This window comes from Stenotrophomonas sp. 22DLJC03, from assembly GCF_056861405.1.
The window spans coordinates 59,261-75,179 of record NZ_JBSPUG010000009.1 but is presented as its reverse complement, the minus strand read 5'-3'; the positions used below and the strand labels follow the sequence as shown (position 1 = coordinate 75,179).

Below are 15,919 nucleotides of genomic sequence, written 5' to 3'. Positions count from 1 at the left end.
GTGATGCGCAAGATGCTGGTGATCCTCAACGCCCGCAAAAGGGATGCGGAGGCCCAGATGGCCCCCGCCTGACAAGACAGTTGCTACAGTTAATGCTGGGACCTTGTAGAGCCGAGCCTACGCTCGGCTGCAATGCATCAAAGCAGTGCCAGATACCCACGCACGGTGGCATCCAGCCCGTCGTACAGGGCCTCACCGATCAGCGCGTGGCCGATCGACACCTCCAGCACGTCCGGCACGTTGGCCAGAAAATCGCGCAGGTTGTCCTGCGACAGATCGTGCCCAGCATTGACGCCCAGGCCGACGGCCTGCGCTCGACGGGCAGCGGTGGCGAACAGCGCCAGCACCGCATCGGCATCGCCGGCCGCATGCGCTTCGGCGTAGGGCCCGGTGTACAGCTCGATGCGGTCGGCACCGACCTCCGCCGCCTGCTCCAGCAACGGGTTGCCGGCATCGACGAACAGGCTGACCCGGCAGCCCATCGCCTTCAGTTCCGCGATCAGCGGGCGCAGGCGCTCGGCATCGCGCTCGAAGTCGAAGCCATGATCGGAGGTGATCTGGCCGTCGCCATCCGGTACCAGGGTGGCCTGCGCCGGGCGGGTCTGCGCGCACATGGGCAGCAGCCCAGGGTAGCCCTCGCGCGGCGGTGCAAACGGGTTGCCTTCGATGTTGAATTCGACGCCACGGGCACGGGTCAGCGTGGACAGGGCCAGCACATCCTCGGCGGTGATGTGGCGACGGTCCGGCCGCGGGTGCACAGTGATGCCATGCGCGCCGGCATCCAGGCAGGCCTGGGCGGCACGCACCACGTCCGGTTCGGCACCGCCGCGCGAGTTGCGCAGGACGGCGATCTTGTTGACGTTGACGCTGAGCTGGGTCATGGAACGGAACTACTTGGAAAGAGGGGACGGATCGTGTTCTTCGGGGGCGGCATTGCGACGGGCCTGGGCCTGTTCGCGCAGGCGGCGCAGTTCCTCGGCATCGACCAGGGTAGCGGGGTCGCGCTGCAGATCGCCAAAGCGGGCCACGTAGCGGCCGCGTACCCAGGCCAGCAGGAAGGCGAGTGCGGCCAGCAGGCACAGGGTCATCAACCCGGCATTGGGCGTCTTCAGGGCGAAGGCGAAACAGCCCAGCGCCAGCAGCAGGTACAACCAGTACATAGTCGGGCTCCCCGGATGATCGCCGCAGTGTAGCGCTGCGTCAGAGCAGCGGCGAGGCCAGCCGTGCGAACGCCTCCGGCAGGCGATGCAGCCACAGCGAACGGCCGGCCTGGTCATTCACCCGGGTGGCACGGTCGAATTCGCCCTGCAGCAGCTCGGCCAGTGCGGCAACACGACCTCGATCGCTGATCATCATCGATAGTTCGAAGTTCAGCCGAAAGCTGCGGTGGTCGAAATTGGCGCTGCCGACGATGCAGACGTCGTCATCGGCGATGAAGGCCTTGGTATGCAGCATGCGCGGGCCGTACTCGTAGATCTTCACGCCAGCATGCAGCAGTTCGTCAAAGTAGGAGCGCGCGGCCTGGGTGACGAACCAGGAGTCGCTCATCTTCGGCACCAGCAGGCGCACGTCCAGCCCGCCCAGCGCGGCCGAGGTCAACGCCATCCGCGCCGCTTCGCCCGGGACGAAGTAGGGCGTGACCAGCCATACCCGTTCGTGCGCTTCCTGGATGGCCGCCACGTGCAGGCGATGGATGGTCTCCCAGCCCGAATCCGGGCCGGACACCAGTACCTGGGCGTTGATCGGGCCATCGCCCCGCAGGGGCATGTCGGCTGGCCACAGGCGCGCGATATCCATCCGCGATGGATCCTGTCCACTGGCATACAGCCAGTCCTCGGCGAACACCAGCTGCAGGCTTCGCACCACGTGGCCACGGATGCGCATGTGCAGATCACGGTATGCATCGGTCCTGCGGCTTTCGTCCTCGTCGTCGGTGATGTTGATGCCACCGGTGAAGGCCAGGCGGCCATCGACGATCACCAGCTTGCGATGGGTACGCAGGTTCAACCATGGGCGCTTGAACGGCTTCAACAGCTGCCGTGGGTGGAACCAGATCGCTTCGCCACCGGCATCGAGCAGGGGTTGCAGGAAGCGCCGCGGCAGGGCGGATGAGCCCACCGCATCGAGCAGCAGGCGCACCTGCACGCCGGCCCGCGCACGTTCCACCAGCGCGTCGCGCAGCGCGGTGCCGGCATGGTCCGGGTTGAAGATGTAGTACTCCAGATGCACGTGATCGCGTGCCTGCGCGACAGCTTCAAGCAGCGCGGCGTAGGTGGCTGCGCCGTCCACCAGCCAGGTCACTTCGGTGGCACTGCTCGGTGCCAGTCCGGTGGTGGCCTGCGCGATCTTGGCCAGCTCGGTGCAGTCGGCATCGGGCGGGCAGACGTCGCTGTAATGCTCCATGCCCGAGCGCGCACGCCCACGACGCAGGCGCTGCCGCTTCACCTTCTGCGGGCCCAGCAGGTAGTAGATGAAGAGGCCGAGGTACGGCAGCAGCGCCAGCGACAGGATCCAGCTCAGCGTGGCGACCGGCTCGCGCTTCTGCAGCATGATCCAGCCCGCCAGCGCGAACAGGTACAGCAGATAGGCCACCGCCAGGATCGTGCCGAGGTGGGCGATGCCATCCAGCCAGTGGCGCAGGGAGTCGAAGAGGGCGAGCATCCGCCGATCATAACGGGCGCGTGCAGCCTGATGGGGTCAGATCCCTTTTCTGTGGAAAAGGGATCTGACCCCGACGGACAAAAAAAAAGACGCCCCTGTTTCCAGGGGCGTCTGCAGTCGCGTCATGACTGTTGTATTGCGGTATTGCGTTTACTGCTGCACAAAACCGATCTTCTTCATCTGAGCGTTCTTCGCGGCGGCCAGGACCTTGGCCATCACGTCGTACTCGGAATCCGGGCTGGCGTCGATGCGCAGTTCCGGCTGGTTGGTCGGGTCACGCTGGACCTCCTGCTCCATCCGCTGCTGCAGCTCGCTCGCATTGATCGGGCTGTTGTTCCACGAGACCTGGTTGCTGGCGTCGATCTTCAACTCGATCGGCGGCGGCGGTTCGACCAGCTGCGGCGGTGGGTTGAGCACGCGCTGCGGCAGGTCCACGGCGATCGGGTACGTCATGATCGGCGCGGTCACGATGAAGATGATCAGCAGCACCAGCATCACGTCCACGAGGGGCGTGACGTTGATGTCTGCCATGGGGCCCTTGCCACCACCACTACTGAATGCCATGGCTTATTGCCCCTTTTCTTTGGTCGCAACGAAGCCGACGTCCAGCATGCCCTGTTCCTGCGCGATCTTGGTCATCTCGTTGATGACGCGCATCTTGGTGGTGCGGTCACCACGCAGGTTCAGCGGCGGCTGCGGGGTCTGCTGGGCGGCGGTCGCCAAGCGCGACTCGAGAGTCTGCTTGTTGATTTCTTCGTCGTTCCAGTAGATCGAGCCATCTTCCTTGACTGCCAGGGTGATGGGACCCTTGCGATCGTTGGTGTCGTCCGGCTTCTGGACCAGGTTGGCCTCCGGCAGATCCACCTTGACCTTGTGGGACATCAGGGGCGCCGTGATGATGAAGATGATCAGCAGCACCAGCATCACGTCCACGAGGGGCGTAACGTTGATGTCGGCCATGGGGCCGCCGCTGTTACCACTACTGAAAGCCATAACGGGCTCCGTCTAGATCTTGGTGACTACTTACTTCGTCGCAGGTACAGCGCGTCGCAATTAGCGGACGCGCGAACCGGTGGCGAAGAAGTCGTGCAGGTCGTGCGCGAAGGTATCGAACTTGCTGATGGTCGCGCTGTTGATCTTGCTGAAGAAGTTGAAGGCGAACACGGCCGGGATCGCGACGAACAGACCGATCGCGGTCATGATCAGCGCTTCACCCACCGGGCCGGCAACGGCGTCGATCGAAGCGGAGCCGGTGGCACCGATCTTGATCAGCGCGCCGTAGATGCCCCACACGGTACCCAGCAGACCGACGAACGGAGCGGTCGCACCGACGGTGGCCAGCAGGGTCATGCCCGACTGCAGCTTGTTGCTTTCGCGGGTCACGGCCTGGCGCAGGGCGCGGTCGACGAACTCCGAGCGGCTCAGGTTCTCACCCACGCCACCGGTGGCGCCGCCTTCAGCGCGCTGGTGGTGGGCAGCTGCCTGGGCAGCGTCCAGAGCGATCTTCGAGAACGGCTCCGAAGCCGGCTGCTCTTCCATCGCACGGATGGCGTCCTGCGCGTTCGGGGTATCCCAGAACAGGCTGACGACGCGATCAGCGGCGCTCTTCAGGCGGGTAGCACGGAAGATGTTGATGACGGTCCAGTACCAGGACATGGCCGACATCACGACCAGGGTCAGCAGCACGACCCAGGAGACCGCGAAATCACCCGGCTTGGTGGTCATTTCGTGGATCAGATGCTCGAAGCCCATCTGCGACAGGGCGTTGGACGGATTGCCCCCGGCAGCAGCGGCGATGAAAATTTCCTGCAGCATGACGCTTACCTTTGTTGTGTGTGGTGATAAAGGGTGTAGCTAAGCTAAACAATCGAACCAGGGGCGAGGGTGGCCAGCTGGCCACCCGGGCCGCATCAGTTCAGTGCAAAGTTGACCGGGACGCGGACGCGGCCAGCAGCCTTCTTACCGCCAGCTTCGGCGGCGTTGAAACGCCACTTCCGGGCAGCTTCCATCGCAGCACGGTCCAGGTCGCGGTTACGGCTGGACTTTTCCACCGTGACATTGGTGACGTTGCCGCTGGCATCGACATCAATGATCAGGATCACTTCGCCCTGGATACCAGCGCGGAAGGCTGCCGGCGGGTAGCGCGGCGGGTTCATGGCCTTCGACGAGATGTCCACGCTGGCCTCGATCGAGGTCGGCGGAGCCGGCGGCGACGGCGGCGACGGCGGGGTGACGATGTCGCTTGGGCGCGGCTCCGGCACGTCCACGACCGGTGCCTGCGGCGGCGGCGGGACCGGCGACGGCTTCGGCGGCGACAGGTTCTTCACCGGCGGCGGCGGAGTATCCGTCGGCGGCGGCGGCGGCGGCGGCGGGGGTGGCGGCGGCGGCGCGTCTACGATGGTCACCATGACGTTACGCTCCTTCTCAGCCACGGCCTTGGGAGCCACGGCGGGGATGAGGAGCATCATGAAGGCGGCCAGATGCAGGGCAATTACAAACGCGATGCCGACGATGCGAGGCCAGCTCAGCCCCTTGTCATCGGGTTGTTCGTACCGGTGAACGACTAGTTGTTCCGTCATGCGCCAAGAGCTCAATAGTGGGGCCGGGATGCCGGGGGCGGAATCCCTGATCAGCGGTGCATGACACCGCAGGAACCTCCAAGCTTATACCAATCCTGAGCGCCTGCGCATCAACTGTGCAGGCATTCAGGCGTTATTCCTACTTACTTCAGGTTGATGATTTTCTTGGCATCAGCCTGGTTCTTCACGCCCTTCGCCAGCGCCTGCTGGGCGGCCTGCCTGGCCTCGGGGACGCGACCTTCGGCATGCAGGACGCGTGCCAGGTTCAGGTAGGTCTCACCGTCCTTGGAAAGCGGGGCGGCCTTCTGCCACGCATCGATCGCCTGCGGCACCTGGTCGGAGTAGTAGTAGGACTGGGCCAGCGCCAGGTAGACCTGGTAGTCCGGCTTCAGGATGCCCTTCTGCAACCCTTCGTTGATGACCGCGATGACGTCCTTTTCCTTGTGCTCGGTATTGGCATAGATCGAGTACAGCTGCTTGTACTCGCGCTCTTCGGTGAGCTGGCCGCTGCTGCGCAGCTTGTCCATCACCGTGGCAGCCTTGTCCATCTGATCGGCCTGCATGTACATGTTGGCCAGGTTCAGCTGGGCCTTCTTGTCATTCGGATTCTTGGCGGCCAGCGCCTCGGCTTCCTTGACCGCTTCACCGGACTGGCCGGCTTCGGACAGGGCCGCCATCAGCAGCTGGTTCCAGTTGTCCTTCGGCTCGGCGGAGCCGGCGATGGCCTGCTTCAGCACCGGGATCGCTTCCTGGTAGCGCTCCAGCTGGTACAGCGCCTGGCCCTTGGCAATCAGTTCTTCCGGCTTGGTCGACTTGCTCTCGGCGAAGTACTTGTCCAGGGTCGCCAGCCCTTCGGCGGTCTTGTCTTCCTGCAGCTCCAGCTGGCCGAGCATCAGCATCGACTGGAAGTGGCCGTTGTTGTCCAGGCCGTTGAACTGCAGGACCTGCTTCAGGTAGGCGACGGCAGCCGGGGTGTCGTCGGTCTGGTAGGCGGCCTGCGAGGCCAGCTGCGCGGCCAGCGACTTGTCGTACTCGTTCGCGGCGCTGTCAGCCAGGATTGCGTCGGCCTGGGTACGGGTCTCCGGGAACTTTTCCTTGTTGTAGCTGTCGATCATTTTCTGCAGCTTGCTGCCCATCTTGGCCGAGGCCTTGACCGACGGCTCCTGGCGGGTCGCGTTCGGGTACAGCGCCTCGGCCTTGGCCTGCTTGCTGCTGCCACCGCGGTTGCCGCGCTCGGAGGAACGCGAGGACTGCGCGAAGGCATCGGTGACCACGGCGCCGGTCAGGGCGGTCGCGACGAGGACGGAAAGCACTGCTTTGTGGTTACGGAAAATCATCGTTCACCTCGATCGAACCGCCGGTTAGCGGCAAAGTCGGACTGTCAGAAAAATCTGAGCCGCCAAACGTATCAGAAACAGATGGCGTGAGAAATCGTTTTATGTGCTGCAATACAGCATGAAACTGCGCACTCATCCGCACTTTGGCCGCAGCCCACCCGCCTGCGCTTGCTGATAGACCGGGGTCAGGCCCGGTGCATCGCGTCGCAGTTCCTGGATCCGGTTGGCCGGATCAGGGTGGGTGGACAGCCATTGTGGGCTACGACCGCCACTGGCGGCCATCATGTTCTGCCACAGATCGACGGCCTGCGCCGGGTTGAACCCCGCCTGCGCCATCAGCCGCTGGCCGATCACGTCGGCTTCGCTTTCCTGGGTGCGCGAACCTGGCAGCAGGAAAGCGGTCTGCGCACCCATGCCACCGAGCTGGTTGACCGTACTGGCGGCGCCTTCCCCGTAGGCGGCACCGGCCAGCGCACCGAGCACGGCCAGGCCGGTCTGTGCGCCCATCTGGCGGGTGATGCGTTCTTCGTGATGGCGGGCGATGACGTGGCCGATTTCATGGCCGATTACGGCAGCCAACTGATCCTGGTTCTTGGCCACGGTGAAGATGCCGGTGTTCACACCAACCTTGCCACCGGGCAGGGCGAAGGCGTTGGGCTCCTTGTCGACGAACACCGCCGTCTCCCACCGTACGCCACGGTATTGAGGCGGCAGCTGCGCGACAAGGGCGTTGACCACGCACTGCACATAGCCGTTCTGGCGGCCATCGGTGCTGATCTTTTCCTTCTGCTTGGTCTCGGCGAATGCCTGCGCACCGAGCTGGTCCAGCTGCGCCTGTGACACGCCACCGACCATCTGCCGACGGCCAGTGGGTGACGTCGTGGTCGCACAAGCACTGACCAACGTGGTGATGACAAGGGCCAGCAGCAGGTGTTTCATGGGTGCACCCCCGTGTTCATATGCGCAGTGTGTAGCGTAACGGCTTAATCTTTCGTCAAGCGGACACGGCGTTACGTTGATCCCAGGAACACCATAGCGGCAAGTGCGACAGCGTTGTTCAGTGCATGGGCTGTGATCGCCGCCCACAGCGTGCCGGTGCGCTGGTACAGCCAGCAGAACGCGGCGCCCATGCCGCCGTAGACCAGCCACAGCTGGGCCATGCCCAGCAGTGAATTCCTGCTCACCCCTGGTACTTCGTGGACCAGCGCGAAGGCCAGGCTGCTGAGGATGACACCCAGCCAGGGACGGCCAGCCTGCCACAGGCGGCCGAACAGCACGCGGCGGAACAGCAGCTCCTCGTAGGCAGGCGCCAGCACGACTGCGAACAGCACCAGGAACAGCGGGAAACGCGCGATCGCGTTCTGCATCAGTTCCACGTTGGTGGGCACCGGCGCGATGCCAAACTGTTTGGCCAGAAAGGCGATGCCGTTGCTGCCCAGCACGATCAACAGGGCCACCAGCACGGTCCAGCCCCAGGTCGAGGGCCGCCGCAGCGCCTGTCGTGAAGCCTGGCGTTCGGCCGCATTGGCCGGGCGTCGCCAGAAGTACAGGAGCAGGGCGGCTCCACCGGTGGCGATCAGGGCCATCAGGATCTGCGCCAGGGCCCCGGGCTGGCCGACGGCCGCTGTTGTTTCTGCCGGCGACAGGGCGCCGCCATTTGCCTGTGCATTGGCATAACCAACCACGATGGCGCGATAGAAGCCCCAGAGCAGGCCGGTGACCATGCTCAGGCCGAACAGGGTGACCGCGGCAATGCCCAGATCGATGAAGAAGCCCGCCAACGGGGAACCCGCGCGCGGCGCGACTGAGGCCGGCGGAACCGGGGGCGGGGCGGAAACCGGGGCGGAAGCGGACATCAGGTACCTGCGTTCAAGGGTCGAAAGCCGGTGCACCTCCCCGCGCACCGGCCATGATCCGATTGTGTCAGATATCCAGGTTTGCGACCTTCAGCGCGTTGTCTTCGATGAAATCGCGACGCGGTTCGACGACATCACCCATCAGGGTGCTGAATATCTGGTCAGCTGCGACGGCATCTTCGATACGCACCTGCAGCAGTCGGCGGGTCTCCGGATTCACCGTGGTGTCCCACAACTGCTCCGGATTCATTTCACCCAGACCCTTGAATCGCTGGATCTGACGGCCGCGCTTGGCCTCCTCGAGCAGCCAGTTCTGTGCCTTGGCGAACGTGTCCACTTCGATGGACTTGGCGCCACGGGAAATGATCGCGCCTTCGCGGACCAGGCCATGCAGCAGCGTCGACGCCTGGTGGATCGCACGCAGTTCACCGCTTTCGAAGGCCGACAGCGGCAGCACCTGGATGAGCTCTTCGCCCATGTGACGGCGGGTCACCAGCACGGCTGCCGGGTGCTGCTCGTTGGCTTCCTGCAGCTCCAGGGTGAAGCGCGGGCTGCCCAGGCTGCCCTGGTTGAGGCGCTTGGCCAGTGCATCCAGGCCTTCGCCTTCGCCAGCATTGCGCAGGCTGTCCATATCCATCGGCACGAAGTCGACCAGTGCTTCGAGCACGTTGCGGTCGTAGCGGTGCGCGTTGCGCTCGATCGAATCCTGCGCGGCGGCGTAGGTCAGCAGCAGCTTTTCCAGCGCCAGGCCTTCGATGCCCGGTTCACCGGTAGCCGGAACCAGCGCAGCGTTTTCCACCGCACTGCTGGCCAGGTAGCTGTCCAGCGCCGGGTCATCCTTCAGGTACAGCTCCTGCTTGCCCTGCTTGATCTTGTACAGCGGCGGCAGGCCGATGTAGACGTAACCACGCTCGATCAGCTCCGGCATCTGACGGTAGAAGAACGTCAGCAGCAGCGTGCGGATATGGGCGCCGTCAACGTCGGCGTCGGTCATGATGATGATCTTGTGGTAGCGCAGCTTGTCCGGGTTGTACTCGTCACGGCCAATGCCGGTACCCAGCGCGGTGATCAGCGTACCGACCTGGTCCGAGGCCAGCATGCGGTCGAAGCGCGCGCGTTCCACGTTGAGGATCTTGCCGCGCAACGGCAGCACCGCCTGGTTCTTGCGGTTGCGGCCCTGCTTGGCCGAGCCACCTGCCGAGTCACCCTCGACGATGAACAGTTCGGACAGTGCCGGATCCTTTTCCTGGCAGTCGGCCAGCTTGCCCGGCAGGCCGGCGATGTCCAGCGCGCCCTTGCGGCGGGTCAGGTCGCGGGCCTTGCGCGCGGCTTCACGGGCACGCGCGGCGTCGACGATCTTGCCCGCGATCGCCTTGGCTTCGTTCGGGTTTTCCTGCAGGAACTCTTCCAGCCGCGCGCCGAAGGCGTTTTCCACGGCGGGGCGCACGTCGGAGCTGACCAGCTTTTCCTTGGTCTGGCTGGAGAAACTGGGATCGGGCACCTTCACCGACAGCACCGCGATCATGCCTTCGCGCATGTCATCGCCGGTCAGGTTGATCTTGGCCTGCTTGGCGATGCCGTTCTGCTCGATGTAGTTGTTGAGCACACGGGTCAGCGCGCCACGGAAGCCGGCCAGGTGGGTACCACCGTCCTTCTGCGGGATGTTGTTGGTGAAGCAGTACATCGTCTCCTGGTAGGAGTCTGTCCACTGCAGCGCCACATCCACCACGATGTTGTTGTGCTCGCCGGTGACCGAGATGACGTTCGGGTGCAGCGGGGTCTTCAGCTGGGCCAGATGCTCGACGAAGCTGCGGATGCCGCCTTCGTAGTGGAAGTCATCGCGACGGCCATCACCACGCTCGTCGGCCAGCACGATCTTGACGCCGGAATTCAGGAACGACAGCTCACGCAGGCGACGGGCCAGGATGTCGTAGTGGTATTCCACGTTGTCGTGGAACGCCACGGTCGAGGGCCAGAAGCGCACGGTGGTGCCGCGCTTGGTGGTGCTCTCCAGCTTTGCCAGCGGGGTGACCGCGGCGCCGTTGCTGAATTCCTGCTGGTAGTGGAAACCGCCCTGGAACACGTCCACCAGCAGCTTCTGCGACAGCGCGTTGACCACGCTGACGCCGACGCCATGCAGGCCGCCGGAAACCTTGTAGCTGTTGTCGTCGAACTTGCCGCCTGCGTGCAGGACGGTCATCACCACTTCGGCAGCGGACACTTCCCGGCCAAGCTTGGCGCTCATCTGCTCGTGCTTGCCCGTCGGAATGCCGCGACCGTTGTCGGACACCGAAACCGAGCCGTCGGCGTGGATCGTCACCGCCACGTGGTCGGCATGGCCGGCGAGGGCTTCGTCGATTGAGTTGTCGACCACCTCGAACACCATGTGGTGCAGGCCGGTGCCGTCATGGACGTCACCGATGTACATGCCTGGGCGCTTGCGGACAGCCTCCAGGCCTTCCAAGGCCGTAATGCTGTTGGCGTCGTAGTTGCCGTTGTTTGCCGGGGTGTTCTGTTCGTCGCTCATTGCGCTTGCCGTAGGCTCCGCAGGTCGGGCACCGCTTTGGGCGATGCGCCGAGAATGAAAGGATTCCAACCCGAATTATACCAGCCGGGGTCGAGCGGCCCTGTTGTGCCCACTATGGCACAGCCACGATCTGTGCATGTTCCACGTGGAACCGGGCGATGTGGGTCAGTTCCTGCAGCGCCACCGGGGTTTCGGTAGCGGTGACGAAAATCTGGGCCGGCCCGCCAAGCAGCCGCTCCAGTACCCGTGCCTGGTGGGTACGATCCAGCTCCGAGGCCAGATCATCCAGGGCGATGACCGGCCACTCCCCGCGCTGTTCCGCATAGTCTTCGGCCTGGGCCAGCAGGCAGGCCAGGGCTGTCAGCTTGGCCTGGCCACGGGACAGCGCATCACGGCCAGGAATACTGTGGAAGTCCACGCTCCAGTCCGCCCGGTGCGGCCCGACCGAGGTATAGCCCGCTTGGCGGTCGCGTTCGCGGGCCAGCAGCAGCGCATCGGCCAACGGCAACTCGTGGCGACGCCAGCCCGGACTCAGTTCCATCGCTTGGATACCCAGCTGGGGAGCCAGTTCCGCCGCAAGTGCCACGGTTCGTTGCTGCAGCCGTTCCAGATAGTGCTGGCGGCGGCTGGTCAGCGGTTCGCCTGCCTCGGCCAGCTCGTGGTCCCAGGTATCCAGCATCCGCGAAGGCCCGCCCTGTTTGAGCAGTGCATTGCGTTGCTTGAGCGCCCGGGAGTAGCGGCGCCACAGGGATAGAAAATCCGGTTCCACGTGGAACAAGCCCCAATCGAGGAACCGGCGGCGGGGTTCGCCGCCCCCGCTGACCAGTGCGTGGCTGCCTGGTTCAAAGGTCACCACCGCCAAGGCAGCACAGAGGTTGCCGAGCTGGGCAACGTCTTCGCCATCCAATCGTCCCTTCCAGTCCTGGCCACTGTGGCGCAGACCGGCCTTTCGCCGATGAGGAGGGTGGCTGGCGCGCTGTTCATCCCATTCCACGAAGATCTCCAACGCTTCCTGCCCCTGGCGGACCAGGCCATCACGTACCCGGCCGCGGAAACTGCGCCCATAGGCCATCAGGTGCAGGGCCTCAAGAATGCTGGTCTTGCCGGCGCCATTGTCTCCGGTCAGCAGGTTCAAGCCCGGCTGCGGAGAGAGGTCCACCGCATTGAAGCGACGCAGTTGGTGCAGGGCGAGGCGGCGGATCTGCATGGGGCGCGAAGGACCATCCGCACAGGGCGGTAGAGGAGCGGGGAATCCATCAGCTTACTGCATCGGTCAAGCCCAGCGGCTGCAGCTGGATGCTTGGCACACAGGACACCGTTGGCGCTGACCCAATGCTGGGTTCCACGTGGACAACGGTTGCCGTAGCGGCGATGCCAAGGCCCGCACCCAGCGAAAAATCCTTCAAATCTGTGCGCCGTGGCAGGGGGTTGACCCGCAGATTTCAACGATTTCAGTGCCACTTACAGGATCTTCAGCAGCCGGCACCAGCCGCCAACGGATCTACACCTGCAGATTCCTTGAAATCCGGGAAGCCCTGGCCCGCGAGGTTCCACAGATTTCAAAGAAATTCGCATTGCCGTTTCACGCTATCCACAGCAGGACTGTATGACTTATACACAAGGTATGGGCAATCTGTGGATAAAAAAGGCCTTCCGCGCTCAGTTCGAAACTATCCACAGGTTCCCCCCCAGCCCCAGGGCCCGCTATACAGGGGGTTTCAGGCCAATAAATCTCTTTTAAATCATAAAGATAGGCTGTTTCTCCACGAAATCTGGCCTTACCATCACCACCATGCTTTAGATTTATACCCAGATTTAGAAGCTTGGCAGGGCCCGAATCCCCCGGAATCAACCCTGTGGACAGTCGCGTCAGCAGGCACTGCAGATCGATCGTTGAGCCATACCCAAATCGTCGCGACTTCCGCTTTCCTGGAAGCGCTCCCTCGATCTGCGGATTCACCCGCACAACTCGCCCTCGACATGATCGTAATTGCGTTGGAAGCAGGCCTCGAGGTGAGTGAAGCTCTTCGTCAATGCAGGCAGCACTTCACGCCACGAGTGATCGAAGAGAAGCGGAGCATCTGAAAGAACCAACGGGCATGACTCAGCTCCGCAAAGATCCAGGTGACGATGCTCCACGTGGAACAAAAAAAACGCCCGGGAAGATCCCGGGCGTCGTTCGGTTCCACGTGAAACAGCGCTGATGTCAGAGACGCAGCGGCATCACCACGTGGCGCGACTTCTCGCTGCTGGATTCACGCACCAGCGCCGAGGAGTTGGAATCGCGCAGCTGGATGATGACTTCCTCGTCGCGCAGGGCGGACAGGGCATCCAGCAAGTAGTTCACGTTGAAGCCGATGGCCAGGTCGCTGACGGTGGTGTCCGCTTCGATCTCTTCCTGGGCCTCTTCCTGCTCCGGGTTGTGCGCGCTGATCTTGAGGTTGCCCGGCGAGACTTCCACGCGAATACCGCGGTACTTTTCGTTGGACAGGATCGCCGCACGCTGCAACGACGCACGCAGCGACTCACGGTTCACCTTGACCTCGCGATCGGCGCCGATCGGGATCACTGCTTCGTAGTCCGGGAAGCGGCCATCGATCAACTTTGAGGTAAAGGTGACATCGTCGCGCTTGACGCGCACGTGGCTGCGACCGACTTCCAGCTCGATCTCACGGTCGCCGCTTTCCAGCAGGCGTTGCAATTCGGTCACGCCCTTGCGCGGCACGATGATCTGGCGCTTGGAACCGCTGGGCTTGGCCAGATCGGTTTCGCACAGGGCCAGGCGATGACCGTCAGTGGCAACCGTACGCAGCGCATCGCCACGCAGGTCGAACAGCAGGCCATTGAGGTAGTAGCGCACGTCCTGCTGGGCCATCGCGAACGCAGTGCGTTCGATCAGCTCCTTCAGGGTCGCTTCGCCGATCGCAACGCGCTCGGTCGCTTCCACTTCATCCACCGACGGGAAGTCGTTGGAGGGCAGGGTAGCGAGCGTGAAGCGGCTGCGGCCTGCCTGCACGGTGATCTTGTCACCGGTCTGCGAGACGGTGATCCGGCTGCCATCGGGCAGGGCGCGGATGATCTCAAACAGCTTGCGGGCTGGGATCGTGGTTTCGCCGTCCTGCGCATCTTCAACCGCGATCCGCGACACCATTTCGACTTCCAGATCGGTACCGGTCAGCGACAGCTGGCCGTTCTGCACCTGGACCAGGAAATTGGCCAGAACCGGAAGGGTCTGGCGGCGTTCGACCACGTTGACGACCTGTGCCAACGGCTTGAGAAAGGCTTCGCGCTGCAGTGTGAAACGCATGTGGTTCCGTGCCCCTATGCTTTAAAAAGATGTGGAATAAATCAAAAGCTTGGTGGTGATGGTAGAGCCAGAATCGCTGGAAAACACAGCTAAGTCTTTGTAATAAAAGAAGTTTCAGGCCTCGAAACCCTCTGCACTACCAGCCCCCAAGGGGTGGGGAAAGCTGTGGATAAATTTACCGCGAAATCGAACGGCTTTTTTATCCACACCCTGTCCCGCGCTTGCTACCGGATTTTGCACCGTTTTATGCGATGACGCCTTATCGGCGGACGTGCATCATTCGCTCAGCTTCCGGATCAGCTTGTCCCAGTCCTCGCGGAGCTTGCCGTCGGCCTCCATCAGGGTGCGGATCTGCCGGCAGGCATGCAGCACCGTGGTGTGGTCGCGACCGGCGAAGGCGTCGCCGATCTCGGGCAAGCTGTGCTCGGTCAGCTCCTTGGTCAGGGCCATGGCGACCTGGCGCGGACGAGCCAGCGAACGGGTCCGGCGCTTGGACAGCAGATCCTTGATCTGCAGGCCGTAGTAGTCGGCAACCGTTTTCTGGATGTTGGGAATGCTGATCGCCTGCTGCTGGGCGCGCAGCAGATCGCGCAGGGTTTCCTGGGCGAATTCGGTGGTGATCGCACGGCCGGTGAAATTGGCACGGGCAGTCAGGGTATTCAGCGCGCCCTCGAGGTCGCGCACGTTGGAGCGCATCTTCTTGGCGATCAGGAACGCAACATCATCGGGAATCTCGGCACCGCGTTCGCGCGCCTTGGCCAGCACGATCGCGGCGCGGGTCTCGAAGTCCGGCGGTTCGATCGCGACCGACAGGCCCCAGGCAAGCCGCGACTTCAGGCGCGCTTCCAGGCCTTCGACTTCGCGCGGATAGCGGTCGCAGGTGAGGATGATCTGCTGCTTGCCATCGAACAACGCGTTGAAGGTGTGGAAGAACTCTTCCTGGGTGCGGTCCTTGCCGGCGAAGAACTGGATGTCATCGATCAGCAGCGCGTCCACCTGCTGGAACTGCCGCTTGAACTGATCCATGGTCTTTTCCTGCAGGGCCCGGATCATCGCGCTGAAGAACTGTTCCGAGCGCAGGTACAGCACCTTCGCCCCCGGGTTGGCCTGGCGCATGGCGTTGCCGGCGGCGAACATCAGGTGGGTCTTGCCCAGGCCGGTGCCTCCGTACAGCAGCAGCGGATTGTGCGCACGGTCGCCCGGCTTCTGCGCCGCCTGGAAGGCAGCGGCCAGGCCCAGCTGGTTGCTGCGGCCTTCGACGAAGTTGGCGAAGGTGTAGTGATTGTCCAGGTTGCCGGCGAACGGCACCTGCGGTTCGCTGGAAGCATGTCCCGACGGCGTGGAAACCGGCGCGTTCTGCGCCTCCACCGGCCGCGGGCGCGAGCCGATTTCAAGAAAAACGTCGCTGAAACCGGCGAAGTGGGCCAGCAGTTCGCGGATCCGGGCCAGGTACAGTTCGCGTACCTGGTCGACGATGAAGGCATTCGGTGCATACAGCACCAGGCTGTCCACGCGCAGATCGGCCTGCAGTGGCTTCAACCAGGTGTGAACGTCTTCCGGCGGGAACTCCGCTTCGAGGCGCTCGAGACTACGGGACCAGGCATCCATCAGCAATAATCGTCCGGTGGCCGGGGCATGGACGCGACAAGGCG

14 protein-coding genes are annotated in these 15,919 nt (G+C 63.6%); all 14 read right to left on the bottom strand.

Annotation, left to right across the window (positions count from 1 at the left end; all coding sequences use genetic code 11):
* Window positions 1-137: 137 nt before the first annotated feature.
* Entirely contained in the window at window positions 138-881 is a 744-nt protein-coding gene (locus tag AC13GA_RS20085) for a pyridoxine 5'-phosphate synthase (RefSeq protein ID WP_428709487.1), read from the bottom strand.
* Window positions 882-890: 9 nt separating this feature from the next.
* Complete coding sequence (locus AC13GA_RS20080; RefSeq protein ID WP_241877569.1) at window positions 891-1,160, bottom strand: hypothetical protein; 270 nt, start codon at window positions 1,158-1,160, stop codon at window positions 891-893.
* Window positions 1,161-1,200: 40 nt separating this feature from the next.
* Window positions 1,201-2,661, bottom strand: a complete 1,461-nt coding sequence (gene cls, locus AC13GA_RS20075; RefSeq protein WP_482998818.1) for a cardiolipin synthase — start codon at window positions 2,659-2,661, stop codon at window positions 1,201-1,203.
* A gap of 150 nt (window positions 2,662-2,811) precedes the next feature.
* A complete protein-coding gene (locus tag AC13GA_RS20070; RefSeq protein WP_004132666.1) occupies window positions 2,812-3,225 on the bottom strand; it encodes an ExbD/TolR family protein in 414 nt (137 codons plus the stop codon).
* A gap of 3 nt (window positions 3,226-3,228) precedes the next feature.
* Window positions 3,229-3,654 (bottom strand): ExbD/TolR family protein, encoded by a 426-nt coding sequence (locus tag AC13GA_RS20065; RefSeq protein WP_012509603.1) that lies wholly within the window; start codon window positions 3,652-3,654, stop codon window positions 3,229-3,231.
* Between the two features lie 60 nt (window positions 3,655-3,714).
* Window positions 3,715-4,476, bottom strand: a complete 762-nt coding sequence (exbB, locus tag AC13GA_RS20060) for a TonB-system energizer ExbB (protein ID WP_004132614.1) — start codon at window positions 4,474-4,476, stop codon at window positions 3,715-3,717.
* 95 nt (window positions 4,477-4,571) lie between these two features.
* Complete coding sequence (locus AC13GA_RS20055; protein WP_012509602.1) at window positions 4,572-5,240, bottom strand: energy transducer TonB; 669 nt, start codon at window positions 5,238-5,240, stop codon at window positions 4,572-4,574.
* A 143-nt stretch (window positions 5,241-5,383) separates the two neighbouring features.
* Window positions 5,384-6,577, bottom strand: a complete 1,194-nt coding sequence (locus AC13GA_RS20050; RefSeq protein WP_046983847.1) for a tetratricopeptide repeat protein — start codon at window positions 6,575-6,577, stop codon at window positions 5,384-5,386.
* Window positions 6,578-6,709: 132 nt separating this feature from the next.
* A complete protein-coding gene (locus AC13GA_RS20045; protein WP_046983846.1) occupies window positions 6,710-7,516 on the bottom strand; it encodes a M48 family metallopeptidase in 807 nt (268 codons plus the stop codon).
* A 71-nt stretch (window positions 7,517-7,587) separates the two neighbouring features.
* Window positions 7,588-8,433 (bottom strand): CPBP family intramembrane glutamic endopeptidase, encoded by an 846-nt coding sequence (locus AC13GA_RS20040; RefSeq protein WP_482998817.1) that lies wholly within the window; start codon window positions 8,431-8,433, stop codon window positions 7,588-7,590.
* Window positions 8,434-8,500: 67 nt separating this feature from the next.
* Complete coding sequence (gene gyrB, locus AC13GA_RS20035) at window positions 8,501-10,960, bottom strand: DNA topoisomerase (ATP-hydrolyzing) subunit B (RefSeq protein ID WP_482998816.1); 2,460 nt, start codon at window positions 10,958-10,960, stop codon at window positions 8,501-8,503.
* A 112-nt stretch (window positions 10,961-11,072) separates the two neighbouring features.
* Window positions 11,073-12,167, bottom strand: a complete 1,095-nt coding sequence (gene recF / locus AC13GA_RS20030; protein ID WP_295381836.1) for a DNA replication/repair protein RecF — start codon at window positions 12,165-12,167, stop codon at window positions 11,073-11,075.
* 999 nt (window positions 12,168-13,166) lie between these two features.
* Window positions 13,167-14,267 (bottom strand): DNA polymerase III subunit beta, encoded by a 1,101-nt coding sequence (dnaN, locus tag AC13GA_RS20025; protein ID WP_006404569.1) that lies wholly within the window; start codon window positions 14,265-14,267, stop codon window positions 13,167-13,169.
* Between the two features lie 276 nt (window positions 14,268-14,543).
* On the bottom strand, window positions 14,544-15,875 hold the full coding sequence (dnaA, locus tag AC13GA_RS20020) for a chromosomal replication initiator protein DnaA (protein WP_046983842.1): 1,332 nt from the start codon (window positions 15,873-15,875) through the stop codon (window positions 14,544-14,546).
* Window positions 15,876-15,919: the final 44 nt, after the last annotated feature.